The sequence below is a fragment of the Streptomyces cellostaticus genome (assembly GCF_023630175.1).
GTDB lineage: Bacteria > Actinomycetota > Actinomycetes > Streptomycetales > Streptomycetaceae > Streptomyces > Streptomyces cellostaticus_A.
Genome location: NZ_JALLIN010000006.1, coordinates 124,595 through 148,603 on the forward strand (window position 1 = coordinate 124,595; position 24,009 = coordinate 148,603).

Here is a 24,009-nt window from a genome sequence, read left to right on the forward strand (position 1 = left end):
ATGACACCCCGCCGCCCGCCCGCACCGCTGATCGACGCCGCCCTCGTCGTCTGCTCGCTGTTCGACGTCTGGGTGCACTTCGACAGCGACGAACCGCTGCGCATGACCTTCGCCCTGGTGGCCGCCTTCGCGCTGCTGCTGCGCCGCCGCCTGCCGCTGCTGACGTTCCTGCTCACCCTGCCCTCCGTCCTGCTCTCCGACGCCGTCTTCGCGGCGCTGGCCGCGCTGTACACCCTCGCCTCGCTCACCCGGCGCCGGGTCCTGCTCTTCCTGTGCGCCCTCGCCTTCACGTTCAGCGACGTCACCCGATGGCCGTCGCCGGCGATAGACCTGCTGGGCACCTCGACCCTGATCACCCTGACCTACACCGCGGCGATGGCCGCCGCTCCCGTGTTCCTCGGCCGGCTCGTCCAGACCCGGCGCGATCTGTCGCTGCGGCTCACCGAGATCTCCGAGGCGCGCGACCACGAGCAACTGCTGACCGCCCAGGCCGCGCTGTCCAAGGAACGTGCCCAGCTCGCCCGCGAGATGCACGACGTGGTCTCCCACCAGGTCAGCCTGATCGCGGTACGGGCGGGGGCGCTGCAGGTCGGCAGCCGGGACCCGGAGGCCAAGGAGGCGGCGGCCACGATCCGGCGGCTGAGCGTCCAGACCCTGGACGAGCTGCGGCACATGGTCAACGTCCTGCGGGCCTCGGGGGGCCGCCCGACCGAGCTGACCCCGCAGCCGTCGCTGGCTGACCTCCAGCAGCTCGTCGCGGGCAGCGGCATCGAGACCAAACTGCGCATGGATCTGCCGGAGGACCTGCCGCCGACCGTGCAGCGCGCGGTCTACCGCACCGTCCAGGAGGCCCTGACCAACATCCGCAAGCACGCCCCCGGCGCCGCCGCGACCGTCTGCCTCGGCCACCAGGACGGCACCGTGCGGGTGACGGTGACGAACTCCGCGCCGACCCGCCCCGGACTCCCCCTGCCCAGCTCGCACTACGGTCTCGTCAGCCTCGGCCAGCGCGCCTCGCTCCTCGGGGGGACCATCACCTCCGGACCGACGACGGACGGCGGCTACGAGCTGCGGCTGGAGCTGCCCGCGACGGGCGGGCCCTGAGCGCCGGGAGGGGGGAGGCCGGCCGGTGCTGCGGCCGGCCGCCCTCACGGCTCACGGCGTCCGGGGCGCACCGGGCGCCGGCCATGAGCGACCCGCCCTGGCAGGCGGGGATGGTGCGGGCGCGATCCTCGGGGCCGGGCAGGCCCGGCTCACGGAGCTGGGCGGTGGCGCGGTCCAGCGGCTCCCGGAGCACCGCTCCCGCCTCCGCGCCGAGGGTCGCGCCGGCGCGCTCGCCGGGTTCGGCGGCCGGGTTCCGGCCGGGCGGCTCCGCCGCGCCCCGCGCCGGACGGCCCGGGCGGCCGGTGGGCCGCCGGCGGCCCTGCGGTGTTCGGCCGGCACCTGTTCGGGGCAGCCGGTCAGGACCGGATCCGACACGGTCCGCACCGGTGCCGACGGCCGTGCCTGCACCTACACTGACATCCCACGGCAGGCCGAATGACGTGGGGGAACGCGGTGGTTGAGCCAGTCCGCCAGGAGTGAGGAGCGACCCCTTGTTCTACTACCTGCTCAAGTACGTCCTTCTGGGCCCCTTGCTCAGGCTGGTCTTCCGGCCCCGGATCGAGGGGCTCGAACATGTGCCGGCCTCGGGTCCGGCGATCGTCGCGGGGAACCACCTGTCGTTCTCGGACCATTTCCTGATGCCGGCGATCCTGAAGCGGCGCATCACCTTCCTCGCGAAGGCCGAGTACTTCACCGGACCGGGGCTCAAGGGCCGGCTGACCGCGTTCTTCTTCCGCAGCGCCGGGCAGATCCCGGTGGACCGCTCGGGCAAGGAGGCGGGGCAGGCCGCGATCCGCGAGGGGCTCGGGGTGCTCGGCCGGGGCGAGCTGCTCGGCATCTACCCGGAGGGGACCCGGTCGCACGACGGCCGGCTGTACAAGGGCAAGGTCGGGGTAGCGGTCATGGCGCTGAGGGCCGGAGTGCCGGTCGTGCCCTGCGCGATGATCGGCACCTTCGAGGCGCAGCCGCCGGGCAAGGTCGTCCCCCGGGTGCGCCGCGTCACGATCCGCTTCGGTGAGCCGCTGGACTTCTCCCGCTACGCCGGGATGGAGAAGGAGAAGGCCGTGCTGCGGGCCGTCACCGACGAGATCATGTACGCGATCCTCTCGCTGTCCGAGCAGGAGTACGTCGACCGGTACGCGGCCGTCGTCAAGGCGGAGCAGGCGGACGCGAGGAAGGAACGCAGGTTCCCCCGGACGCCGCTCGGCTGACCTCTGCCCTCGGCAGAACGGCTCGTGCGAGGGCCTGTCCCGCGCCTAGCCTCGCCGCATGAAGAGGGCAGTGGTGATCGGGGCGAGCGGGCAGATCGGCCGTCCGGTGGTGGCGGCGCTGGCACGGGACGGCTGGGAGGTGACGGCCGCCTCGCGGGGCGGCGGCCGGGACGACGCGTGGGACACCGGGGTGCGGGTGGCACGGCTGGACCGGGCCGACGACGGCGCGCTCGCCGCCGTGGTCGGCGACGGCTGCGACCTCGTGGTCGACGTGGTGGCGTACGACGCCTCGCACGCACGCCAGTTGACCTCGCTCGCGGACCGGATCGGCGCCGCGGTCGTGGTGTCCAGCGTGTCGGTCTACGAGGACGGCACGGGGCGGGGATTCGACACCACCGCCGAGCCGGACGGCTTCCCGGTGTATCCGGTGCCGGTACCCGAGTCCCAGCCGCTGGTGGCACCGGGCGCGGCGACCTACTCCACCCGCAAGGCGGCCCTGGAGCTTGAACTGCGTCTCGCCGGAGCGGAGTTGCCGACGACGGTGCTGCGCGCGGGCGCGGTGCACGGTCCGCACAGCCCGCTCCCCCGCGAGCTGTACTTCGTGAAGCGGAACCTGGACGGCAGGCGCCGTCGGGTGCTCGCCCACCGCGGGGAGAGCCGCTTCCACCCGGCGAGCGCCCGGAACGTCGCGGAGCTGGTCAGGCTGGCGGCGGCCCGGCCGGGGTCCCGGGTGCTCAACGCCTGTGACGGCGAGGCGCCGACCGCGGCGGAGATCGGGGCGGCGATCGACACGGTCATGGGCGTGGAGACGGAGACGACGCTGTTGGACGGTCCACCGCCCGGCGGGACGGTGGGCGGTGGACCGTGGTCGGTGCCGCTGCCGGTGGTCTTCGACATGTGCGCCGCCGAACGGGAGTTGGGCTACCGGCCGGTGGTGTCGTACCCGGACAGCCTGCCGGGGACGGTGGAGTGGCTGACCGGTGCGCTGCGCGAGGGGGACTGGCGGGAACGCTTCCCGCTCATGGCGCGGGCCTACCCCGGTGCCTTCGACTACGAGGCCGAGGACGCCTGGCTGCCGCGGGCGTGACGAAGGGGCGGCCGGGCATCCCGGTCGCCCCTCGTGCGTACCGCCGCCGGTTACGTCGCGTGCGGCGCGCGGGTCACGTCCGCGGCGTCCAGCTCGCCGTCGACGAGGCAGGCGTCGACCCGCTCGCTGACGCAGGGGTCGACCTGGCTCGTCATACCGTGGGAACCCGCGTTTCGCGACGGGATCCTCACGGCTGTGCGGCCCCCGGGAACAGGGGGCCGGTCTTCCTTGCCGATCCGATGAACGGATCGATCCGTCTCCTGAGCGGGACGGCCAGGGCCTGTTGCGAAAGTCCCGTCGTCCGCCCGCAGGGCGGGCCGCGCGGTGTCCGGTGCGTGCTCCCGGTGTGCCGGGTGCGGGCCCTCGTACGGGACGTACTCGGGCTTGCACCCGGTGCGGCGCGTGTGCGTGCCGGGCGTCGCGGGGCAGGCGGGAAGCTCTCGCGACAGGCCCTGGTGCTGCGACCGGAGAGGTTCACCGGCTCGCGGCGCCCGGCACGGCACCTCGCCGCGTTTTCGCATCACCCGAGTACGTCCAGTACGCGGACGTACGCTCCGCCTTGCGCTGCACCGCACCGGACGCCGCGAGCCTTCCGGCAGACTCTTCCGGTCACAGCACTAGCCGAGCAGGGCGAGCGCTTCGTCGAGCAGCCGCCGCAGCCTGAGCGCGTCGGGGGCGAGGGCGCTGACGAGCACCGCCGGTCCGGCGAGCGGCATCAGCGCGGCGCACTCCCCCAGGGAGCGCGCTGCGGGCGGCGCCTCCGCGAACTCGGGCCGTACCACGATCAGTTGCCCCAGGGACCGGTGTCCGCCGAGGACTGCGGGGCCGTCCCAGCCGCCCGGTGCTCCGGGCCCGCAGCTCAGCTCCTGGTCCAGCAGGGTCCGGCCGGCCAGCCGCACGGTGAGACGGCTGGTCAGCCGTCCCGGTTCCTCCCCGGCCCGCCCGAGCACCTGCTCCTCACGCAGCACGAGCCGTGCTCCGGGGGCGAGTTCGGCCCGGGTGCGGACGCGCAGGTCGCTGCCGTCCGCGGAGATGAGCTGCTCCGGCAGCCAGTTGAGCTCAGCGCCCCCGGCCACGTCGAGCTCCACGTCGTACCGCGCCTCACCCTTGTGCTGGCCGGGCAACGCGATCGTGGCGGCGGCCGAACCGACGTGCAGCCGGGCGCCCTCGGCCACCTCGGCGCGCAGCCGGAGGTGGTCGCCGCCGAGCGGGCCGCTCATCGCGCCGACGACCATCACCCGTGCCTCGTCGCCCCGGGCCCGGACCCGGCGCAGAGCGAGCGGACCCGCACCGTCCAGCACGGGCAGGGCGGTGCCGCCCCGTCCGTCGCCCCGCGCGACGATCCGCGCCCGCGCCCGGACCCCGGCCGCCGTCACGCCGTCCACGCGGCCAGCCGTCCCCGCACCCACGCGGCCACGTCCGAGACTCCCGAGTCGCCTCGCAACGACTGCAGGATCACCGGGAGTTCGGCCCGCTGCGCCTTGGCGTCGGCGGCCATCCCCGCCAGGTCGGAACCGACGTACGGCGCCAGGTCGGTCTTGTTGACGACGAGCAGGTCGGCGGTGGTGACGCCGGGTCCGCCCTTGCGCGGGATGTCGTCGCCGCCGGCCACGTCGATGACGAAGATCTGCGCGTCGACGAGTCCTCTGGAGAAGGTGGCGGTGAGGTTGTCCCCGCCGGACTCCACGAGGATGAGGTCCAGTGGCCCGACCGCGTCCTCCAGGTCCTCCACCGCCTCGAGGTTGGCGGAGATGTCGTCGCGGATCGCGGTGTGCGGGCAGGCACCCGTCTCCACGGCCGTGATCCGCTCGGGCGGCAGCACGGCCTCCCGGAGCAGGAACTCGGCGTCCTCACGGGTGTAGATGTCGTTGGTGACGACGGCCAGGGACAGCTCCTCGCGCAGGGCCCGGCAGAGCGCGGCGACGGTGGCGGTCTTCCCGGACCCGACGGGACCGCCGAGCCCGATGCGCAGGGCGCGCCGGGCGCCGTCGGGACGGTGGGCGTCGGCGCTCACGGCGGCGGGGCCGTGGTGGGTGTGGTCGAGGTGCATGAACGGCTCCTGTCTGGGATGCCTTGGCCCAGGGGTGGTGTCCCCGGTGGGCGGCAGGTGTCATGGCGGGGGGTGAGGGTTCCTCAGGACGCGAACAGCCGCACGGGCCAGGCCGCGTGCCACTCGGCACCGGCCTCGAGCAGCGGTCCCGACCCGGCCGGCAGCGCGTCGACCCCGTCGTCGGGCACGCTCCGCGCGGCGGCCACCGCCCGGTCCACGACCCGGTCCAGCTCCGGTGCCAGTCGCGCCAGCACCCCGGTCGCGTCGAACGGGTCGAGGCTCAGCAGCCGCACCGCCGCAGTCGCCGGCCCGCTGACGCTCTCGTACACCGCGCAGTGCGCCGCGTCCGCGGGTTCGAGACCGGCGGCCCGGGCGGCCAGGCCGAGCACGACCGGCTGGTGCGCGCCCTTGGGGAACTCCCGGGCCAGCAGGTCGAGTTCCTCGCAGGGCCAGCAGGTCCGGGCGGCCCGGAGCAACTGCCGCCCCAGCCGCCGTGCGGTCGCTCGCAAGGCGGGTGACGGCGTGCGGGCGTCCGCGGCCGCGTCCAGCTCCCGCGGCTCGAGACCCAGCACGGCGGCCGCCGCGAGCGCGCCCGCGACCAGCCCGGCGGTGTGCAGCCGCCCGCGGCAGAAGTCCTCCAGGTCTGCGGCGGAGCTGATCCGTCCCGCCTTGACGGCGGCCTCCGCCCCGCCCGAGTGCGCGTGCCCTCCGGCGGGGAACCGGCCGTCGGCCAGGACGAGCAGTGCTGCCCTGGTCATCAGAAGAGGAAGTAGCGTTGGGCCATGGGCAGTTCGGCGGCCGGTACCGCCTCGACCAGCTCACCGTCGATGTGCACGGCGAAACTGTCCGGGTCGACCCGCACCCGCGGTCGCGCGTCGTTCTCCCGCATGTCGGCCTTGGTGACCGACCGCGTCGATTCGATGGCGACGAACCGCTTGCCGAGCCCGAGGCGCTCCGGCAGCCCGTCCTCGACGGCGAGCGGTGCCACGAAGTTGAACGAGTTCCCGGCCGGAGCCCGTCCGATCGCCCCGTACATCGGCCGGGGCAGGACCGGCTGCGGGGTGGGGATGGAGGCGTTGGCGTCGCCCATCTGGGCGTACGCGATCTGGCCGCCCTTGATGACGAGGAGCGGCTTGACACCGAAGAACGCGGGCTCCCACAGCACCAGGTCGGCCAGCTTGCCGGTCTCCACCGACCCGATCTCCCGGGCCAGCCCCTGGGCGAGCGCCGGATTGATCGTGTACTTGGCGACGTAGCGCCGGACCCGGTGGTTGTCCGCCCGGTCGTCGCCGGGCAGCGCGCCGCGCCGCCGCTTCATGACATGGGCGGTCTGCCAGGTGCGCAGGACGACCTCGCCGACCCGGCCCATGGCCTGCGAGTCCGAGGAGATGATGGAGATCGCCCCCAGGTCGTGCAGGACGTCCTCGGCACCGATGGTGGACGGCCGGATGCGGGACTCGGCGAAGGCCAGGTCCTCCGGGACCGCCGGGTTCAGGTGGTGGCAGACCATCAGCATGTCGAGGTGTTCCTCGGCGGTGTTGACGGTGAAGGGCCGGGTCGGGTTCGTCGAGCTGGGCAGCACGTGCGGCTCGGAGACGACCGTCATGATGTCCGGCGCGTGCCCGCCGCCCGCGCCCTCGGTGTGGTAGGCGTGGATGCCCCGTCCGGCGATCGCGGCGAGCGTGTCGCCGACGAACCCGGCCTCGTTCAGGGTGTCGGTGTGGATCGCGACCTGGATGCCGGTCCGGTCGGCCACGGTGAGGGAGGCGTCGATGACGGCCGGGGTGGAGCCCCAGTCCTCGTGCAGTTTGAGCCCCAGGGCACCGCCGCGGATCTGGGAGAGCATCGCCTCGTGCGAGACCGTGTTGCCCTTGCCCAGCAGGCCGATGTTGAGCGGGTACTGCTCCATCGCCGCGAGCATCCGGGCCAGGTGCCAGGGGCCGGGCGTCACGGTGGTCGCCTTCGAGCCCTCGGCGGGGCCGGTGCCGCCGCCGACCAGGGTGGTGATGCCCGCGGCCAGCGCCTCGTCGGCGATCTGCGGGCAGATGAAATGCACGTGGGCGTCGATGGCGCCCGCCGTGAGGATCCGCCCGTTGCCCGCGATGACCTCGGTCTCCGGACCGATCACCAGGTCGGGGTGGACGCCGTCCATGGTGTCCGGGTTGCCGGCCTTGCCGATACCGGTGATCCGGCCGTCGCGGATGCCGACGTCGGCCTTGACGATGCCCCAGTGGTCGATGACGACGACCCCGGTGATGACGGTGTCGGGGGTGCCCTCGGCGCGGGTGGCCCGGGACTGGCCCATGGACTCGCGGATGACCTTGCCGCCGCCGAAGACCGCCTCGTCCCCGGCGAGCCCGGGCCCGCCGCAGCGGTCCTCCTCGATCTCGATCAGCAGGTCGGTGTCGGCGAGGCGGATGCGGTCGCCGGTGGTCGGGCCGAACAGGTCGGTGTACGCGGCGCGGGAGATCTCAGGCATCCAGGGCACCTCCGGTCTCCCCGCGCAGTCCGGGCACGATCCGGGCGCCGGCCAGGGGCACGAGTTCCACGTCGACGGGGATGCCCGGCTCGAAGCGCACGGCGGTGCCGGCGGCGACGTTCAGCCGCTTGCCGTGCGCGGCGGCGCGGTCGAACCGCAGACCGGGATTGGCCTCGGCGAAGTGGTAGTGGGAGCCGACCTGGACCGGCCGGTCGGCGGCGTTGAGGACGATGAGGCGGGTGACCTCGCGGCCCTCGTTGCAGACGACGGGGCCGTCCGCGAACAGGATCTCTCCGGGAATCATCGCGCCCTCCCTCAGACGATCGGCTCGTGCACGGTGACGAGCTTGGTGCCGTCCGGGAAAGTGGCCTCGACCTGGACGTCGTGGATCATCTCCGGGATGCCGTCCATGACGTCGTCCCTGGTGAGGAGCTTGCGACCGGACGACATCAGCTCGGCGACGGTACGGCCGTCCCGCGCGCCCTCGAGGATGTGCGACGTGATGAGGGCGATGGCCTCGGGGTGGTTCAGCCGCAGTCCGCGGCCCCGGCGCCTCTCGGCCACGTCGGCCGCCACATGGATCAGCAGCCGCTCTTGCTCGTGCGGGGTCAGTTGCACGTCCCACCTCACAGTCCTCGCTCCGGACCGTGCGGGGTCCGGTTGCCGCAGCCACCGCGACGGGGACAGATGTAACACACAGACAAATTGCCCCGATGGTGATCAACGCGGGCAGAAAAACCCCTGGTGGCGTGGATCGGCAGGCTAGTTCGCCGGAGTTTCAGCGACGTTAACCAGCCCTTGGCCGACCCATGACGCCTCGATGGACTCCCCCATGCACGGGTGCCGGGCGGGGACCGCCCGGCACCCGGCGGATCGGGCCGCGGACGAGCGGCGGCACGCGTCCGCGGCGTGGCCCCGGAAAGCCCTCAGGAGACGCCGGGCCCGCGGTGCTCGGCGGCGATACCGAAGCGCTGCCGCTCCCGGGCCGCCGGCGCGGGCTCCCGCACCTGGGAGACGGAGCCGGCGATCCCCTCCTCGGCCACCTCCTCGAGGGCGTCGAGGCGTTCGAGGTCGACGGCCGAGACCAGGGCGACGAGGGGCTTGCCGTGCCGGGTCACGACGACGCGCTCACCGCCGTACACCACCCGGTTGATCAGGTCGGCGAACTCAGCCCTGGCTTGCGTCACCGGAATCTCGTAGGCCATGCCCCCATCATAACGTCACGTACTTCCTGTACATTTTGTACAGAAGCGAGGCCGCCGGAGGTCTCGCCGTGAGGAGGGGTACGTCCATGGCACGACCGTCAGCCCGTCACGTCCTGCCCGAGTTCACCGAGCGTGCGAGTACGGGTGGGCACCGCACGCTCGATCCCCACTCGAAGCTCTTCGAGAGCCGGATCGTCTTCCTCGGAACCCCCCTGGACGACACCGCGGCGACCGATGTGATCACCCAGTTCATGCACCTCGAACACGCCGCGCCGGACCGGCGCATCACGCTGTACCTCAACTGCCCGGGCGGCTCCTTCGACGCCATGACGGCCGTGTACGACACGATGCGCTACGTCGGCTGCGACGTGGAGACCTACTGCCTGGGCCAGGCCGCCGGCACCGCGGCGGTCCTGCTCGCGGCCGGCGCCCCGGGCCGTCGCTTCATCCTGCCCGGGGCGCGGGTGGTGCTCGAGCAGCCCGCGCTGCCCGAGCCCGCCCGGGGACAGCCGAGCGACCTCCTCATCCGGGCCGGGGAGCTGAACCGGACACGGGCGCTGATGGAGGGGATGCTCGTCCGGCACACCGGGCGCACGCCGGAGCAGGTCGGCCAGGACCTGGAGCGGGACCTGGTGCTGGACGCGCCGGGTGCGCTGGCGTACGGCCTGGTGGACGGCGTGGTCCCGAGCCGCGGGGCCGGCCCCGGCGCCGAGCGGGCGGAGTGACCCGCCGATGCTGCCGCCGGAGCTTCCACCGCTGCCCGCGCTGACCAGGGCCGAGGGCGAGCTGATCGACCGTTATCTGGAGGCGGCCGACCTGCTGGGCCGGATCAACCCGGCGCGGCCGGGAGACACCTACAGCGGGCTGCGCGCGGCGCAGGCCCTGGTGCGCAAGGCGGCCGAGCTGCGCGACGCGCTCGCCCTGATGCACCGGCGGGGCGAGACGGAGCTGCACGGGGACACGCTGGCACGGGCCCTGCGGGTGCTCGACGGTGAGCGCCGCACCGCGCGCGTCGTGCTCCCGCCCGACTGCGTGGGCTGACCCGGACGCCGAGTGCCGCGCCGGGTGGACCTCGCCGTCGACGGTCCGCCCGGCGCGGAGTTGAAACGACCCGAACGACGGACCCCCGGCCGGCGTATCTCCGGGCCTTTTTTCCGACTCCCCGACTTGCGCGATCGGCCCGGCCGGGATCCACGTGGCGGTGCTTCGCCCCAGGTCCGGAGCTACGCGCGGAAGTTGACGGTGCCTCGAACAGAGCACTGTCCACCCGAACGGGTGAGTGGTGAGTAACGCCACAAATCCTCGGTTCCGTTGGGATTTTCGGACACCTGTGAGTGAAGATCCCTGTCTGACGACAAGCCCCCGCCACCGCGGTGGGGCGATCCGTGCGGACGCCGAGTCCTGCCGCCGCCCGGATGACCGGTCGACAGGAGTGGATCGGCAGGAGTGGAGGACCCAGGCAAGACGGGTCGCCGGGACGGACGTTCGTCGCAGACGGACGGTCGTGCCGAGCAGCCCTTGGGGTGAAGCCGCGGCAACGCGGCCGGGCAACTTCGCCAGCCCGAATCCGACAGGTCATCCTTCACAGGCGGCTGACGAAGGGTTGCGCATGACTGCGCTGAATCGTGTCCCGTCGATGATGGCCCGAGCAGGTACGGCCTCGGCTCTTACGCTTGCCGCGGTGAGCGGCTCCATCGCCGTGCCCGGCCTGGCCGGCGAGGCCTCGGCCGCCACCATGGCGGCGAAGGCCCTGCACATCGCCGCCTCCAAGAAGGGCTCCCCCTACCAGTACGGGGCAACCGGTCCGCGCCGGTTCGACTGCTCGGGTCTGACGCTCTACTCGTTCAAGAGGGCGGGCAAGAAGCTCCCGCGTACGGCGGCCCAGCAGTACAACAGGACCCACCACATCTCCGCCGGCCACCGCAAGGCCGGTGACCTGGTCTTCTTCCATTCCGGATCCAGCGTCTACCACGTCGGCATCTACGCCGGGAAGGGCAAGATCTGGCACGCCCCGAAGACCGGGGCCGTGGTGCGGCTCGAGAAGATCTGGACGCGGAGCGTCTGGTACGGCCGGGTGAGCTGACCCCGTCCGGCCCCTGAGCCGCTCCAGCAGCAGAGCCGGCTCCTCCTGATCGTCGGCGCCGTCCCGGCGCCCGCCCGCAGCGTGCGGCGGCCCCGGGGCGGCGCAGCCGCGTCCGGCCGCGTGATCGCCGCCGTGGCGGCCGGGCGGGGGCCGCGGCCCCGGCGCCCTCAGGGTTCCTGCTGCCCGGCCGCCGTCAGGTGCTCGCCCCGGTGGGTCCACGGCAGTTCGATCGACACCGTCTTGCCGCCCTCGCGGGTGGGGCGGACGCGGAGTCTGCCGCCGGCCTCTGCGGTGAGCCAGCGAATGATGACCATGCCGCGCCCGTTGTCCTGCTGTACGGCGGCGGGCAGTCTCTTCGGAAAGCGCGGATGGCTGTCCGTGACACCGATGCGCAGGTGCTCGTCACGGTCCAGCGCGATGTCGACCGTGAAGGTGGGTGACTGGCCCAAGGTGTGCTGAACGGCGTTGGTGGCGAGTTCGGAGACGATGAGCCGCACGGTGTCGGCCGCGTCGGTGTCGGACGGCAGGCCCCACTCCACCAGGGTGGCCACCACGTAGGACCGGGCCGCGGAGACCGAGGCGGGATCGCTCGGCAGAGTGACGGATGCTTCCAGGTGGTCTGCCATGGCGACGTCGTCCCTTTCCCACGGGACCGCAGTCCGACGAAGGGCGGATGGTTCGAGTACGGTCCCGCACTGGTGCTTCTTCGCCAGACTGCCATCACCGGGCCGGTCGGGGGAGCGATCCACCAAGATATGCATATATCTGTCGCCCGAAGCGGTGAACTCTGCGACGCGAGACCGTATCCGGGCGGCCCGGGAGGAGTAAGGAGTTCCCATGCAGAACGGTCCCGCGGTGCGGCGCCGCAAGCTGGGTGCCGAACTGCGCGCGCTGCGCACCGGGGCCGGGCTCACCAGTGGCGAGGCGGCCCTGCTGGTGGGCTGGCACCAGTCGAAGGTGAGCCGCATCGAGACCGGCGCCAGCGGGGTGAGACCGGCCGACGTGCGGTTGCTCCTCGACGCCTACGACGTCCGGGACCGGCAACTGCGCGACATGCTGCTGATGTTGAGCGGATCGGCGGACACGGGCGGACGCAACCGCTGGTGGCACGCCTACCGGGGCGTCCTGCCGCCGACCTACCGCGACTTCATCAGCCTGGAGTCGCAGGCGAGCCGGATGCGCACCCTGGAGACCACGGTGGTTCCCGGCCTGCTGCAGACGTCCGAATACGCTCGCGCGGTGACCCGGGCGGCGGTGGAGGGGGTGGCCGAGGAACGGCTGGACGCCCTGGTGGAGGTGCGGCTGGCGAGGCAGGACGTGCTCCGGTCCGAACCGCCGCTGGAGCTGACCGCGGTACTGGACGAGGCGGTGCTCAGGCGCGAGGTGGGTGGCCCCGAGGTGATGGCGCGGCAACTGGAGCGGCTGGTGGAGGCCGCACGGCTGCCCCAAGTACGGCTCCAGGTCCTGCCGTTCACGGCGGGGGCGCATGTCGGCCTCACCGGGCCTTTCGTTATCTTCTCATTTCCGAGCACTTCTGATCTGGACGTGGTTGTTCTCGACCAGTTGACGAGTAGCCTCTATCTGGAACGGAAAGAAGACCTCATGGCCTACGCCGAGGCCTTCGACACCCTTCAGTTCCACGCCCTTTCACCCGAGGAATCGTTGGACTACATCGCCGGGATAGGTGACGGCGCGTAAGGAGGCACCATGACAGCTCTGCCTCGGAACGTCCCAGCCAGTACCGACCTGCACGACGTGCTGTGGCTGCGCAGCAGCCACAGCACCGGAGCGAACAACTGCGTGGAGACGGCCCGGCCGCGCTCCGGCCCGTGGGCCGGACTGCTCGCCGTGCGCGACTCCAAGGCCCCGGCCCGACCCGCGCTGCTCTTCTCCCCCGGGAGCTGGGCGGGCTTCGTCGCCACGCTCCGGTGACCGGGTCGAACCCGACCTGACAACCGGTCGGCGGGCCGACCCCTACCGATCAGACCCGATCACTTCGCCGGATGTGCGGCCGTGTCACGCCGACTCATGGTCGCGCCTCGCGAATCACACGTACAGCGCGTTCGATCTCGGAACCGGAGAGGTCCGCGCGGGCGGTCAGCCGCAGCCGCGAGATGCCGTCGGGCACGGAGGGAGGACGGAAGCACCCGACGGCCAGACCCGCCGTACGGCAGTCCGCCGCCCAGCGCACGGCCTCCTCCGGGGACGGGGCACGCACGGAGACCACCGCCGCGTCCGGCCGCACCGCCTCCAGCCCCTCGGCGGTCAGACGTGCGTGCAGTTCGGCGGCGACCGCGCGGGCCCGTTCCGCCCGCGACGGCTCGCGCCGCAGCAGCCGGAGCGCCGCGAGCGCGGCGCCCACGGCCGCGGGGGCGAGACCCGTGTCGAAGATGAACGTGCGGGCCGCGTTGACCAGGTGCGCGATGACCCGGGCGGGTCCGAGCACCACACCGCCCTGGCTGCCCAGCGACTTCGACAGCGTGGCCGTGACGACCACGTCGGCGGCGCCCGCGAGCCCGGCGGCGTACGGGGCGCCGCGACCGCCGGCGCCGAGCACCCCGAGCCCGTGCGCGTCGTCCAGGACCAGGCCCGCGCCGTGCTCGCGGCAGACCTCGGCCAGGGCGGCCAGCGGTGCCGCGTCACCGTCGACGGAGAACACCGTGTCGGAGACGACGACCGCCGGTCCCGGACGCGTGCCGAGCGCCTTGCCCGCGGCCTCCGGGTCGGCGTGCCCGACGACCTGGGTGGTACCCCGGGCGAGCCGGCAGCCGTCGATGAGCGAGGCGTGGTTGCCGGCGTCGGACACGATCAGGGACCCGTGCGGGCCCAGCGCGGTGACCGCGGCCAGATTGGCGGCGTAGCCGGAGGAGAAGACCAGGGCCGCCTCGAAACCGCAGAAGTCCGCCAGCTCCCGCTCCAGCTCGCAGTGCAGCTCGGTGGTGCCGGTGACCAGCCGGGAGCCGGTGGATCCGCCGCCCCAGGTCCGGGCGGCCCCGGCCGCTCCCTCGGTGACCTCGGGATGGTGGGCGAGACCCAGGTAGTCGTTGCTCGCCAGGTCCAGCAGCGGCGAGTCGGCCGGGCGCGGTCGCAGCGTCCGCACCAGTCCGGCGCGCCGGCGCGCCTCGGCCTGCTCGTCGATCCAGCCGAACGCCATGGGTCCTCCGGGGCTTTTGTAGGTAGCGGACAGACACTAGCCGCACGGCCGCCCGCCCAGGATGTGGCAATACCCACACGGTGAACCGTGTCCGTTGTGCAAACTCTCCTTGGCCCGAAGCGGTCCCGTAGGACAGGATCGTGCCTCATGGACCTGCTGAACACGCTGGTGGACAAGGGGCTTCGGCGCGAGTCGCCGACCCGCGACGAGGCTCTCGCCGTGCTCGCCACCTCCGACGACGACCTGCTCGATGTGGTGGCCGCGGCCGGCAAGGTACGCCGGCACTGGTTCGGCCGGCGCGTGAAACTCAACTACCTGGTCAACCTCAAGTCCGGCCTGTGCCCCGAGGACTGCTCCTACTGCTCCCAGCGGCTCGGCTCCACTGCCGGCATCCTCAAGTACACCTGGCTCAAGCCGGGCGAGGCCTCCGAGGCCGCCGCCGCCGGCCTGGCGGGCGGCGCCAAGCGGGTCTGCCTGGTGGCGTCCGGGCGGGGCCCCACGGACCGGGACGTGGACCGGGTCTCCGAGACCATCCGGACCATCAAGGACCAGCACGAGCACGTCGAGGTGTGCGCCTGCCTCGGCCTGCTCTCCGACGGCCAGGCCGAGCGGCTGCGCGATGCGGGCGCGGACGCCTACAACCACAACCTGAACACCTCCGAGGCCACCTACGGGGACATCACCACCACCCACACGTACGCCGACCGGGTGGACACGGTGAACAAGGCACACGCGGCCGGGCTGTCCGCCTGCTCCGGGCTGATCGCCGGTATGGGTGAGAGCGACGGGGACCTGGTGGACGTCGTCTTCTCGCTGCGCGAGCTCGACCCGGACTCCGTTCCGGTGAACTTCCTGATCCCGTTCGAGGGGACCCCGCTCGCCAAGGAGTGGAACCTCACCCCGCAGCGCTGTCTGCGCATCCTCGCCATGGTCCGCTTCGTCTGCCCGGACGCCGAGGTGCGCATCGCGGGCGGCCGCGAGGTCCACCTGCGCAGCATGCAGCCCCTGGCCCTGAACCTGGCGAACTCCATCTTCCTGGGCGACTACCTGACCAGTGAGGGTCAGGCGGGCAAGGCCGACCTGGAGATGATCGCGGACGCCGGGTTCGAGGTGGAGGGCGCCGAGCAGGTGACCCTGCCGGAGCACCGGGCGGCGGCCGCCGCCGGCGGCTGCGGCTCCCACGAGAGCGCCGGCTGCGGGTCGCACGCGGCGGCGGGCTGCGGATCGGAGGCCGGGTCCGGCTGCGGGTCGCACGAGGGCGGCGGTGTCTGCGGCACGGCGTCGTCGCCGGAGCCCGCGACCGGTGAGGCGCGCACCGACCTGGTCGCCGTGCGCCGCCGGGGCGCCGGAACGGACCTCGCGCCCAATGCCTGATCTGCCCGCCCTGAGCCTGCCCGAACTGCTCGAACTGGACCGGCGGCATGTCTGGCATCCGTACGGTCCGATGCCCGGGCGGCGCGAGCCGCTCGTCGTGGAGTCGGCGAGCGGGGTGCGGCTGCGCCCCGCCGACGGCTCGGGCGAGCTGGTCGACGGCATGTCCTCGTGGTGGTCGGCGATCCACGGCTACAACCACCCCGTCCTCAACGAGGCGGCCCGGGGGCAGCTCGACCGGATGAGCCACGTCATGTTCGGCGGGCTCACGCACGAGCCCGCCGTCCGGCTGGCCAAGCTCCTCGTCGACATGTCGCCGGAGGGGCTCGAGCACGTGTTCCTCGCCGACTCCGGCTCGGTGTCGGTCGAGGTGGCGGTGAAGATGTGCCTGCAGTACTGGCGCTCGCTCGGCCGCCCGGCCAAGCGGCGACTGCTGACCTGGCGCGGCGGCTATCACGGGGACACCTGGAACCCGATGTCGGTGTGCGACCCGGACGGCGGGATGCACGACCTGTGGACCGGTGTGCTGCCGCGTCAGGTGTTCGCGGACGCGCCGCCGGCCGAGTACGAGGAGTCGTACGCGCTGCGGTTGCGTGAGCTGATCGGGCGGCACGCCGACGAACTGGCCGCGGTGATCGTGGAGCCGGTGGTGCAGGGTGCCGGCGGGATGCGGTTCCACTCCCCCGCGTACCTGCGGGTGCTCCGCGAGGCCTGCGACGAGCACGGCGTACTGCTGGTCTTCGACGAGATCGCGACCGGATTCGGGCGCACCGGCGCCCTGTTCGCGGCGGACCACGCGGCCGTCACCCCGGACGTGATGTGCGTGGGCAAGGCGCTGACCGGCGGCTATCTCACCATGGCGGCCACGCTGTGCACCGCGCGGGTGGCGGACGGCATCTCGCGTGGCGAGGTGCCGGTGCTCGCCCACGGCCCGACGTTCATGGGGAACCCGCTGGCGGCGGCCGTGGCCTGCGCCTCGATCGGCCTGCTGCTCGGGCAGGACTGGCGGTCGGAGGTCCGGCGGATCGAGGCGGGCCTGCGGGCGGGCCTGGCACCCGCGGCCGCGACGCCCGGGGTGAAGGACGTCCGGGTCCTGGGCGCCATCGGCGTGGTGCAGCTCGACCACGAGGTCGACATGACCGCGGCCACCCGGGCCGCCGTGCGGGAGGGCGTGTGGCTGCGCCCGTTCCGCGACCTGGTCTACACGATGCCGCCGTACGTCACCTCGGACGAGGACGTCGCGCGCATCGCACGCGCGGTGTGCGCCGCGGCGCGGGAGGGATGAGATGCCGGTACTGGTGATCACGGGGACGGGCACGGAGGTCGGCAAGACCGTCACGACCGCGGCCGTCGCCGCCACCGCGCTCGCGGCCGGACGCTCGGTGGCGGTGCTGAAGGCCGCTCAGACGGGCGTACGGCCGGACGAGCGCGGTGACGCGGACGAGGTGGCGCGGCTGGCCGGTCCGGTCACGGCCGGCGAACTGGCGCGCTTCCCGGAGCCGTTGGCGCCGGGTACGGCTGCCCGGCGGGCCGGGATGGCTCCGGTGCGTCCGCACGAGGTGGCCGAGGCCGCGGCCAAGCTGGCCACCGAGCACGATCTGGTGCTGGTCGAGGGGGCGGGCGGGCTGCTCGTCCGGTTCGACACGGCGGGCGGAACCCTGGCCGACACGGCCCGGCTGCTGAACGCGCCGGTGCTGGTCGTCGCCTCGGCCGGTCTCGGCACCCTCAACACCACCGAGCTGACGGCGCGTGAACTGCGGGCCCGCGAGCTGGATCTCGCCGGGATCGTGATCGGGAGCTGGCCCGACGACCCGGACCTGGCCTGCCGCTGCAACGTCGCCGACCTGCCGGAGGTGGCGGACGCCCCGCTGCTGGGCGCGCTGCCCGCCGGGGCGGGCGCGCTGCCGCCCGGCGCCTTCCGGGCCGCCGCACCGGGCTGGCTGGCCGCGCGGCTGGACGGGACCTGGGACGCGGAGGCGTTCCGCGTCCGGCAGACGCCCTGAGGGGACGGCCCCGCACCCCCTCGCCCGCCGCTCATGACCATGGACGCGGCGGGGGTGTGCCGGGGCTCTCCGGGGGACAATCACCGTAGGCCCTGTCCGGGAGGTTGCCATGCGGTTGTCGTCGGCCGGTTCCGGCACGGTGGCGCGGAGTTCCGTCCACCACCCGCTCTTCGCCCGCTACTACGCCCGGCTCAGCGTGGGCGCCGAGACCCGGCTCGGGATGGCCGGTATACGCGAGCGGCTGCTCGCCGGACTGTCCGGGCGGGTGATCGAGATCGGCGCCGGGAACGGGCTGAACTTCGGTCACTACCCGGGGGCGGTCGCGGAGGTCGTCGCGATCGAACCCGAACCGCTGCTGCGGAAGCTGGCCCTGGAGTCGGCCCTGCGCGTCCAGGTGCCGGTCGACGTGGTGCCGGGCGTCGCGGAGGCGCTGCCGGTGAAGAGCGAGGCCTTCGACGCGGCCGTGCTGTCGCTGGTGCTGTGCAGCGTGCGGGACGTGGCGCGGGCGCTGGGCGAGGTGCGGCGGGTGCTCAGACCGGGGGGCGAGGTGCGGTTCTTCGAGCACGGCCGGGGCGGCGGCCGGATGATGACGCTGACCCAGCGGACCCTGGACCGCACGCTGTGGCCGGCCCTGAGCGGAGGCTGCCATCTGGCCCGTGACCCGTTGGCCGGGCTGCGGGACGCCGGGTTCGAACTCGGGCCGCACCGGCGGGTGCTGCTGCCGGAGCGGGGGCCGGTGCTGCCCACGTCGTACTGCGCGCTGGGCACGGCCTGGCGGCCCGGGGAACCGGCCCGGCGCTGACCGCCGGACCCGTCACGGCGGCCGTCCCGGCGCGGGCGGCCGGCGGCCGGGGCGGCGGGCCGCCCGGCCGTGCCGGGGTCGGTGCCCCGTGCACGGCGTGTGTCGTGGACCCCGGAAGGGACACCGGCTGCGGGGCGCGCCAAGGGCTGTCCCGGAGTCCCCGGCGGGCGCACGACGACGGCCACGGGACCTCGCCGCGCTGCCGGATCGCCCGAACACGACCGGTATGAGGACGACCCTCCGCCTTGCGGTGCGCCGCATCCGGCGCCGTGCGCTGATCCACCGGGGATCACGGGACAGCCCTTAGGCTCGGTGGGGACGAGGGAGTCGACGACCGGGAGGCGGTCTTGTCCACACCTGCTGCTGAGCACGCGCCGGGCCTGACACCGGACGGCGGGATCGCGGCCCGCGCGCGTGGGCTCACCAAGGCGTACGGCTCGGGCGAGACCGCGGTGCTCGCCCTCGACTCGGTGGACGTGGACATCGCCCGCGGCCGCTTCACCGCCGTGATGGGCCCGTCCGGCTCGGGGAAGTCCACGCTGATGCACTGCCTCGCCGGCCTTGACAGCGTGTCCGCCGGTCGGGTCTGGCTCGGCGACACCGAGATCACCGGCATGAAGGACCGGGAGCTGACCCGGCTCCGGCGGGACCGGATCGGCTTCATGTTCCAGTCGTTCAACCTGGTCCCGACGCTGACCGCGGCCGAGAACATCACGCTGCCGATGGACATCGCGGGCCGCAGGCCCGACGGGGCCTGGCTGGACCAGGTCATCGACACCCTCGGGCTGCGCGAGCGCCTGTCCCACCGGCCGGCGCAGCTCTCGGGCGGTCAGCAGCAGCGGGTGGCGTGTGCGCGGGCGCTGGCCTCCCGACCCGAACTGATCTTCGCCGACGAGCCGACCGGCAACCTCGACTCGCGGGCCGGTCTCGAGGTGCTGGGGTTTCTGCGCGGAGCGGTGGACGATCTCGGGCAGACGGTCGTCATGGTCACCCATGACCCGGGCGCGGCCGCCCACTCCGACCTGGTGCTCTTCCTGGCCGACGGGCGGATCGTGGACGAGATGGCGCGCCCGACCGCCGACGCGGTGCTGGAGCGCATGAAGGCGTTCGACGTGGTGCGCGGGCGGCTCGGCGACGACGTCACCGCGCACGAGGGCTGATCCGGTGCTCAGGGCGACCCTGCGCGGCTTCCTCGCCCACAAGGGCCGGCTGGCGCTGTCGGCGCTGGCCGTCGTGCTGTCCGTGGCGTTCGTCGCGGGCAGTCTGATCTTCTCCGACACCGTCGCCCGCACCTTCGACCGGCTGTTCGCCTCCACCGCCGCCGATGTGACCGTGGAGGCGAAGGACGACCTGACGTCGTCCGTGCCAGGCGGCGTGGTCCAGACCGTGCCCGCGGACCTGGCGCGCCGGATCGCGAAGGTGGACGGGGTCGCCGCAGCGTACGCGGACGTCTCGGTACGGAACGTGGTGGTCGTCGACAGCCACGACCGGTCCGTCGGGCCGACCACCGGCGCCCCGACCGTCGCCGGCTCCTGGTACGCCGGCCGCCGCAGTCCGGTGGAGCTGACCTCCGGTCGCGCCCCGCGCGGCGCCGGCGAGGTCCTCCTCGACGCGGACACCGCGGGCAGGAAGGGCGTGCGGATCGGCGACCCGCTGACGGTGCAGGCGCAGCCGGGCTCGTTCCGGGTCCGGGTCGTCGGTATCGCCACGTTCACCACCACGAACCCGGGTGCCGCCCGGGTGTTCCTGGACCCCGCGGTGGCCGGCCGCGTGCTGCTCGGCTCCGCGGGCCGGGCCACCAGCGTCTCGGCGGACGCGGTCGAGGGCGTGAGCGACGCCGAGCTGAAGCACCGGATCGGCGCGGCGATCGGCACCGGGACGTACGACCTGAGGACCGCCGACGAGCAGGCCGAGTCCGCGGCGGCCGACCTCGGCGGTTTCCTCGATGTGATCAAGTACGTGATGCTGGGCTTCGCCGGTGTCGCCGTGCTCGTCGGGGTCTTCCTGATCGTCAACACCTTCTCCATGCTGATCGCCCAGCGCACCCGCGAACTGGGCCTGCTGCGGGCGCTGGGCGCGGACCGGCGGCAGGTGCGGCGGTCGGTGCTCACCGAGGCGGTGCTGCTCGGGGTGGTCGGTTCCACGCTCGGCCTGGCCGCCGGCATCGGCCTGGCGTTCGGTCTCATCCGGCTGATGGCCGTGTTCGGGATGAACCTGAAGGCCACCGAGATGGTCATCGGCTGGGGCACCCCGGTCGCCGCGTACGCGGTCGGCGTCGGCGTGACCTTCGTCGCCGCGTATCTGCCCGCGCGCCGGGCGGCGGCCGTCTCCCCGATGGCCGCGCTCACGGACGCCGAGGTCGGCGGTGCGGGCAGGCCGTTGCGGACCCGGGCGATCGTCGGGTCCCTGGTCGGGGCGGCCGGCGCGGCCGCGCTGGCCGGCTGTGCCACCGCCGAACGGACCGCCCCGGCGGCGTCGTCGCTGGGCCTCGGTGTTCTGCTGACCCTGATCGCCACCGTGGTCGCGGGCCCGCTGCTGGTGCGGCCGGTGATCCGCGTCCTCGGCGGCGCCTTCCCCGCGCTGTTCGGGCCGGTCGGCCGGATGAGCCAGCGCAACGCGCTGCGCAACCCGCGCCGTACCGGTGCCACCGCCGCCGCGCTGATGGTGGGCCTGGCACTGGTCGGCGGGATGTCCGTGGCGAGCGCGTCGATGTCGGCGTCGTTCGACCGGCAGATCGACCGGACGCTCGGTGCCGACTTCATCGTGCAGGGCACCGAGTTCAGGCCGTTCAACCAGGACGTCACGGACGCCGTGGCCGGTACCCCGGGCGCCGGGCTCGTCGTGCGGCAGCGGATCGCCCCGATCGCCCTGCGGCTGCCCGACGGCGAGCGCGTCCGGACCACGGCCGCCGGGTACGACCCCCGGCTGGACGACGTCGCCCACCTCACCTACGCGCGGGGCGGCTCGGCCGCGGCGCTGGCGGCCGGGCACCTCGCCCTGGACGCCGGCTTCGCCCGGGACCACCGGGTGCGGATCGGCACGGTGCTCCCGGTCGAGTTCCAGGGCGGCCGCCGGGCGGACCTCACGGTGGGGGCCCTCACCCGGCAGGAGGGCTCGCAGGCCTTCGGATCGCAGGGAGGTGTCTTCCTCGGCCTCTCGACGCTCCGGAAGCACGTGCCCGACGGCCAGGACTCCGCGCTGTACGTCGACGCGGCCCCCGGCACCGGCGCCCAGGAGCTGCGCTCGGCTCTGCAGCGGTCGCTCAAGCCGTTCCCGCAGGTACAGGTGCGCGACCAGGCCGACTACAAGAAGCTCGTGCACGACCAGATCGCGGTGCTGCTGTACCTCGTGTACGCGCTGCTCGGGCTCGCGATCGTCATCGCCGTGCTCGGCGTGGTCAACACCCTGGCCCTGTCGGTGGTGGAGCGCACCCGGGAGATCGGGTTGCTGCGCGCCATCGGGCTGGGCAGGCGGCAGCTACGCCGGATGATCCGGCTGGAGTCGGTGGTGATCGCGGTGTTCGGGGCGGTCCTGGGACTGGCGCTCGGTCTGGTGTGGGGTCTGTGCATGCAGCGGGTGCTGGCCCTGCAGGGCCTGACCGCGCTCGCCGTCCCGTGGGGCACCGTCGTGGCGGTCGTGGTCGGCGCTGCGGTGGTCGGTGTCGTGGCGGCCCTGCTGCCGGCACTGCGGGCGTCCCGGATGAACGTGCTGGCGGCGATCGCGCACGAGTGACGCCACCCGCCGCCGCGGGGCGGCACCGGTTCGCGCCCGGCACCCGTCCCCGCGGGGCGCGGCACGGGCTGCCCGGTGCCACCTCCCGCACCGGCACCCGCGGACGGCACGGGCTTCCCCGCGGCGGGGCGGGGACTTCCCGGTGGCACGGCGTGAGCGGGGCGGCGGCCTCCGCCCCGCCCCGCGGGCGTGACGCGGGCATGAAGGAATCGGAGGGCCGGGCTCAAGTCGTGTGCCGCGGAGGAGAGTTCATGCCAGGTCGTCCTCCCGGCCCGCGAGCGGGTCTCGGCACGGTGGATCCGTTCTGCGACGGAGCCGGGGAAGAGGTCGTCCTGACCGGCCCCTTGGCCCGACGTGAGGAATCGCGAAAATCCTCCGGGGCCGCCGGCGGCGCGGCGGGCCTCAGTCCGCGGACGCCGAGGACGTGAGTTCGTCCGGCCGGGCGAGATACGGAGCGATTGCCGTGGCAACCATGCCGCACGACAGGTACATGCCCATGGTGTGGCAGTCGACGCGTGCCATGTGTACGGCGTCGTCGATGTGCACACCGTCGAACCGGTCCGACAGCGGACGCGGAACGGCGATGAGGTCACCTGCCTCCGCCAGGTTCACCCAGCGCCTCACTCCGGGTGGCCTGGCGCCGCGCACGGTCCGTCCGCCGTGGTCGAGCAGATCGAAGACGCCTCCAGGCAGGGCCAGCGGCGAGCCCAGCGTGACGAGGAGGTCCACCTCCGGATACGGCTTGCGCCACAGGCTCTCGTAAAGGACCACCGACCCGAGTGAGTGGCCGATCGCCACGGCCGGCGCATGCACGGTCAGCAGATCGCGGACCACATCCTGCGCCGCTTCTCGACGGACCCGCTGGTCCAGGTAGGTGCGGACCTCGCGCAAGGCCCTCGCAGCGAGACCCGCCGTTCGCCTCCCTACACCTCCGGTGTTGCGCAGTACCCAGCTCAGAGCAGGCTCGAGAATCGCAGTGGGCAGCCCCTGAGCCACCTCCTGCGGCATTCCGTGTGCCAGAGCCCACTCCGCCAAGAGACGCTGTTCGGCCGGCGTCAGACTCTCGGGGTCGAGAGCACCCGCCTGCTCGGCCTCGTCCCGCAAGAGGTGCGCGTAATAGGCGGCGACAATGCTCGGCGTGCGAAGGTGCCCGAGGCCCGCTTCGAGGTATCCGTCGCGGAGCTTCCCCTTCCACCCGGCGCCGAGGTCCGCGGCAGCCTGTGCTGCTGTCCGATGCGGCTGGTGGTTCCACACGCCGTGTACCGCGATGACCTCTGCCATTGCCCCCCCGTGGGCTGCTTCCGCGTTTTCCGCTCCAAGCCCTGCCGGGCGCGCGCCGAGTCTATGCTGCTGCGGACGGTGCGAGCCCCCTGACGCGGGGTCGCACCCGGCACCACGTGTGACACAGGGGGGAGTTGGCCATTACGCGAGCACTGGTGGCGGCGGTCGGCGAATTCTCCCGCACCCCGCCTCCCGGCGAACCAGACCCCAACACCCCTGAGCCGTACGCACGCCTCGGGTTCGCGAGCGGCCTGGCCGACGAAATGGCATCTGTCCTCAGCGACCTGGGACACGAACTGCACGGCGGCGGCGCGCTGCACGACCCCGATTGCGCAACCCTTTCACACGCCCTGCTCACAACTCGGCGGGAAGGACGGGCGGACGACGGGCTTGTCGTCCACCTCCTGGGCCACGGTGTACGGGATGCCCGCCTCGGTTCGCTCCATC

Annotated in this window: 24 protein-coding genes and 1 riboswitch; of the genes, 14 read left to right on the forward strand and 10 right to left on the reverse strand. The window is 73.3% G+C overall.

Annotated elements, in window-relative coordinates; all coding sequences use genetic code 11:
• The 3 genes from MXD57_RS05720 (at nt 1) to MXD57_RS05730 (ending at nt 3,402) form a co-directional block, all read left to right on the forward strand.
• Nucleotides 1–1,104: a sensor histidine kinase gene (locus MXD57_RS05720; RefSeq protein ID WP_250400252.1), complete on the forward strand. Its 1,104-nt coding sequence runs from the start codon at nt 1–3 to the stop codon at nt 1,102–1,104.
• A 491-nt stretch (nt 1,105–1,595) separates the two neighbouring features.
• Nucleotides 1,596–2,315: a lysophospholipid acyltransferase family protein gene (locus MXD57_RS05725; RefSeq protein WP_250400182.1), complete on the forward strand. Its 720-nt coding sequence runs from the start codon at nt 1,596–1,598 to the stop codon at nt 2,313–2,315.
• Nucleotides 2,316–2,373: 58 nt separating this feature from the next.
• Nucleotides 2,374–3,402 carry an NAD-dependent epimerase/dehydratase family protein gene (locus tag MXD57_RS05730; RefSeq protein WP_250400183.1) on the forward strand — a complete coding sequence of 343 codons (1,029 nt, stop codon included), beginning with the start codon at nt 2,374–2,376 and terminating at the stop codon, nt 3,400–3,402.
• A 617-nt stretch (nt 3,403–4,019) separates the two neighbouring features.
• Here the strand turns inward: MXD57_RS05730 and MXD57_RS05735 are convergent.
• The 7 genes from MXD57_RS05735 to MXD57_RS05765 form a co-directional block, all read right to left on the reverse strand.
• The gene (locus tag MXD57_RS05735) at nt 4,020–4,778 is read right to left on the reverse strand and encodes an urease accessory protein UreD (protein WP_374114658.1); all 759 of its coding nucleotides are present in this window, start codon (nt 4,776–4,778) and stop codon (nt 4,020–4,022) included.
• Nucleotides 4,775–5,452, reverse strand: a complete 678-nt coding sequence (ureG, locus tag MXD57_RS05740; protein WP_250400185.1) for an urease accessory protein UreG — start codon at nt 5,450–5,452, stop codon at nt 4,775–4,777. Before ureG ends, MXD57_RS05735 begins: the two co-directional genes overlap by 4 nt.
• An 83-nt stretch (nt 5,453–5,535) precedes the next feature.
• Nucleotides 5,536–6,210, reverse strand: coding sequence for an urease accessory protein UreF (locus tag MXD57_RS05745; protein ID WP_250400186.1), 675 nt, complete (start codon nt 6,208–6,210; stop codon nt 5,536–5,538).
• Complete coding sequence (locus MXD57_RS05750) at nt 6,210–7,931, reverse strand: urease subunit alpha (RefSeq protein ID WP_250400187.1); 1,722 nt, start codon at nt 7,929–7,931, stop codon at nt 6,210–6,212. The genes MXD57_RS05745 and MXD57_RS05750 overlap by 1 nt, the downstream gene beginning before the upstream one ends.
• Nucleotides 7,924–8,235 (reverse strand): urease subunit beta, encoded by a 312-nt coding sequence (locus MXD57_RS05755; protein ID WP_250400188.1) that lies wholly within the window; start codon nt 8,233–8,235, stop codon nt 7,924–7,926. The genes MXD57_RS05750 and MXD57_RS05755 overlap by 8 nt, the downstream gene beginning before the upstream one ends.
• Before the next feature lie 11 nt (nt 8,236–8,246).
• A complete protein-coding gene (locus MXD57_RS05760) occupies nt 8,247–8,549 on the reverse strand; it encodes an urease subunit gamma (RefSeq protein WP_250400189.1) in 303 nt (100 codons plus the stop codon).
• A 308-nt stretch (nt 8,550–8,857) separates the two neighbouring features.
• Nucleotides 8,858–9,136, reverse strand: a complete 279-nt coding sequence (locus MXD57_RS05765) for a type II toxin-antitoxin system Phd/YefM family antitoxin (RefSeq protein WP_250400190.1) — start codon at nt 9,134–9,136, stop codon at nt 8,858–8,860.
• Nucleotides 9,137–9,222: 86 nt separating this feature from the next.
• Here MXD57_RS05765 and MXD57_RS05770 point away from each other — a divergent pair, with 86 nt between their 5' ends.
• The 3 genes from MXD57_RS05770 (at nt 9,223) to MXD57_RS05780 (ending at nt 11,219) form a co-directional block, all read left to right on the forward strand.
• A complete protein-coding gene (locus MXD57_RS05770) occupies nt 9,223–9,861 on the forward strand; it encodes an ATP-dependent Clp protease proteolytic subunit (RefSeq protein WP_250400191.1) in 639 nt (212 codons plus the stop codon).
• Between the two features lie 7 nt (nt 9,862–9,868).
• Nucleotides 9,869–10,177 (forward strand): hypothetical protein, encoded by a 309-nt coding sequence (locus tag MXD57_RS05775; RefSeq protein ID WP_250400192.1) that lies wholly within the window; start codon nt 9,869–9,871, stop codon nt 10,175–10,177.
• 435 nt (nt 10,178–10,612) lie between these two features.
• A riboswitch (cyclic di-AMP (ydaO/yuaA leader) is annotated at nt 10,613–10,742 on the forward strand.
• 3 nt (nt 10,743–10,745) lie between these two features.
• Nucleotides 10,746–11,219, forward strand: a complete 474-nt coding sequence (locus tag MXD57_RS05780) for a C40 family peptidase (RefSeq protein ID WP_250400193.1) — start codon at nt 10,746–10,748, stop codon at nt 11,217–11,219.
• Nucleotides 11,220–11,386: 167 nt separating this feature from the next.
• Here MXD57_RS05780 and MXD57_RS05785 read toward each other — a convergent pair whose 3' ends face one another.
• On the reverse strand, nt 11,387–11,845 hold the full coding sequence (locus MXD57_RS05785) for an ATP-binding protein (RefSeq protein WP_250400194.1): 459 nt from the start codon (nt 11,843–11,845) through the stop codon (nt 11,387–11,389).
• A 211-nt stretch (nt 11,846–12,056) separates the two neighbouring features.
• On the opposite strand from MXD57_RS05785, the gene MXD57_RS05790 reads away from it, so the two are divergent.
• Both MXD57_RS05790 and MXD57_RS05795 read left to right on the forward strand, forming a co-directional pair.
• Nucleotides 12,057–12,917: a helix-turn-helix domain-containing protein gene (locus tag MXD57_RS05790; protein WP_250400195.1), complete on the forward strand. Its 861-nt coding sequence runs from the start codon at nt 12,057–12,059 to the stop codon at nt 12,915–12,917.
• A 9-nt stretch (nt 12,918–12,926) separates the two neighbouring features.
• Nucleotides 12,927–13,151: a DUF397 domain-containing protein gene (locus tag MXD57_RS05795; protein WP_250400196.1), complete on the forward strand. Its 225-nt coding sequence runs from the start codon at nt 12,927–12,929 to the stop codon at nt 13,149–13,151.
• A 94-nt stretch (nt 13,152–13,245) separates the two neighbouring features.
• Here the strand turns inward: MXD57_RS05795 and MXD57_RS05800 are convergent, their stop codons facing one another.
• Nucleotides 13,246–14,373, reverse strand: a complete 1,128-nt coding sequence (locus MXD57_RS05800; protein ID WP_250400197.1) for an 8-amino-7-oxononanoate synthase — start codon at nt 14,371–14,373, stop codon at nt 13,246–13,248.
• A gap of 147 nt (nt 14,374–14,520) precedes the next feature.
• Here MXD57_RS05800 and bioB point away from each other — a divergent pair, with 147 nt between their 5' ends.
• The 6 genes from bioB to MXD57_RS05830 all read left to right on the forward strand — a co-directional run bounded on the left by bioB (nt 14,521) and on the right by MXD57_RS05830 (nt 22,281).
• Complete coding sequence (bioB, locus tag MXD57_RS05805) at nt 14,521–15,747, forward strand: biotin synthase BioB (protein ID WP_250400198.1); 1,227 nt, start codon at nt 14,521–14,523, stop codon at nt 15,745–15,747.
• On the forward strand, nt 15,740–17,029 hold the full coding sequence (locus tag MXD57_RS05810) for an adenosylmethionine--8-amino-7-oxononanoate transaminase (protein WP_250400199.1): 1,290 nt from the start codon (nt 15,740–15,742) through the stop codon (nt 17,027–17,029). The genes bioB and MXD57_RS05810 overlap by 8 nt, the downstream gene beginning before the upstream one ends.
• A gap of 1 nt (nt 17,030) precedes the next feature.
• Nucleotides 17,031–17,747, forward strand: coding sequence for a dethiobiotin synthase (bioD, locus tag MXD57_RS05815; RefSeq protein WP_250400200.1), 717 nt, complete (start codon nt 17,031–17,033; stop codon nt 17,745–17,747).
• Between the two features lie 109 nt (nt 17,748–17,856).
• A complete protein-coding gene (locus tag MXD57_RS05820; protein WP_250400201.1) occupies nt 17,857–18,549 on the forward strand; it encodes a class I SAM-dependent methyltransferase in 693 nt (230 codons plus the stop codon).
• Nucleotides 18,550–18,896: 347 nt separating this feature from the next.
• The gene (locus tag MXD57_RS05825) at nt 18,897–19,709 is read left to right on the forward strand and encodes an ABC transporter ATP-binding protein (protein WP_250400202.1); all 813 of its coding nucleotides are present in this window, start codon (nt 18,897–18,899) and stop codon (nt 19,707–19,709) included.
• Between the two features lie 4 nt (nt 19,710–19,713).
• Nucleotides 19,714–22,281 carry an ABC transporter permease gene (locus MXD57_RS05830; RefSeq protein ID WP_250400203.1) on the forward strand — a complete coding sequence of 856 codons (2,568 nt, stop codon included), beginning with the start codon at nt 19,714–19,716 and terminating at the stop codon, nt 22,279–22,281.
• Nucleotides 22,282–22,683: 402 nt separating this feature from the next.
• Here MXD57_RS05830 and MXD57_RS05835 read toward each other — a convergent pair whose 3' ends face one another.
• Nucleotides 22,684–23,562, reverse strand: a complete 879-nt coding sequence (locus MXD57_RS05835) for a hypothetical protein (RefSeq protein WP_250400204.1) — start codon at nt 23,560–23,562, stop codon at nt 22,684–22,686.
• Nucleotides 23,563–24,009: the final 447 nt, after the last annotated feature.

Coding starts and splice junctions, on each gene's coding strand:
- MXD57_RS05720 (WP_250400252.1), top strand. CDS start 1: ATGACACCCCGCCGCCCGCCCGCACCGCTGATCGACGCCGCCCTCGTC.
- MXD57_RS05730 (WP_250400183.1), top strand. CDS start 2,374: ATGAAGAGGGCAGTGGTGATCGGGGCGAGCGGGCAGATCGGCCGTCCG.
- ureG (WP_250400185.1), bottom strand. CDS start 5,452: ATGCACCTCGACCACACCCACCACGGCCCCGCCGCCGTGAGCGCCGAC.
- MXD57_RS05745 (WP_250400186.1), bottom strand. CDS start 6,210: ATGACCAGGGCAGCACTGCTCGTCCTGGCCGACGGCCGGTTCCCCGCC.
- MXD57_RS05750 (WP_250400187.1), bottom strand. CDS start 7,931: ATGCCTGAGATCTCCCGCGCCGCGTACACCGACCTGTTCGGCCCGACC.
- MXD57_RS05755 (WP_250400188.1), bottom strand. CDS start 8,235: ATGATTCCCGGAGAGATCCTGTTCGCGGACGGCCCCGTCGTCTGCAAC.
- MXD57_RS05765 (WP_250400190.1), bottom strand. CDS start 9,136: ATGGCCTACGAGATTCCGGTGACGCAAGCCAGGGCTGAGTTCGCCGAC.
- MXD57_RS05770 (WP_250400191.1), top strand. CDS start 9,223: ATGGCACGACCGTCAGCCCGTCACGTCCTGCCCGAGTTCACCGAGCGT.
- MXD57_RS05775 (WP_250400192.1), top strand. CDS start 9,869: ATGCTGCCGCCGGAGCTTCCACCGCTGCCCGCGCTGACCAGGGCCGAG.
- MXD57_RS05780 (WP_250400193.1), top strand. CDS start 10,746: ATGACTGCGCTGAATCGTGTCCCGTCGATGATGGCCCGAGCAGGTACG.
- MXD57_RS05785 (WP_250400194.1), bottom strand. CDS start 11,845: ATGGCAGACCACCTGGAAGCATCCGTCACTCTGCCGAGCGATCCCGCC.
- MXD57_RS05790 (WP_250400195.1), top strand. CDS start 12,057: ATGCAGAACGGTCCCGCGGTGCGGCGCCGCAAGCTGGGTGCCGAACTG.
- MXD57_RS05795 (WP_250400196.1), top strand. CDS start 12,927: ATGACAGCTCTGCCTCGGAACGTCCCAGCCAGTACCGACCTGCACGAC.
- MXD57_RS05800 (WP_250400197.1), bottom strand. CDS start 14,373: ATGGCGTTCGGCTGGATCGACGAGCAGGCCGAGGCGCGCCGGCGCGCC.
- bioB (WP_250400198.1), top strand. CDS start 14,521: ATGGACCTGCTGAACACGCTGGTGGACAAGGGGCTTCGGCGCGAGTCG.
- MXD57_RS05810 (WP_250400199.1), top strand. CDS start 15,740: ATGCCTGATCTGCCCGCCCTGAGCCTGCCCGAACTGCTCGAACTGGAC.
- bioD (WP_250400200.1), top strand. CDS start 17,031: ATGCCGGTACTGGTGATCACGGGGACGGGCACGGAGGTCGGCAAGACC.
- MXD57_RS05820 (WP_250400201.1), top strand. CDS start 17,857: ATGCGGTTGTCGTCGGCCGGTTCCGGCACGGTGGCGCGGAGTTCCGTC.
- MXD57_RS05835 (WP_250400204.1), bottom strand. CDS start 23,562: ATGGCAGAGGTCATCGCGGTACACGGCGTGTGGAACCACCAGCCGCAT.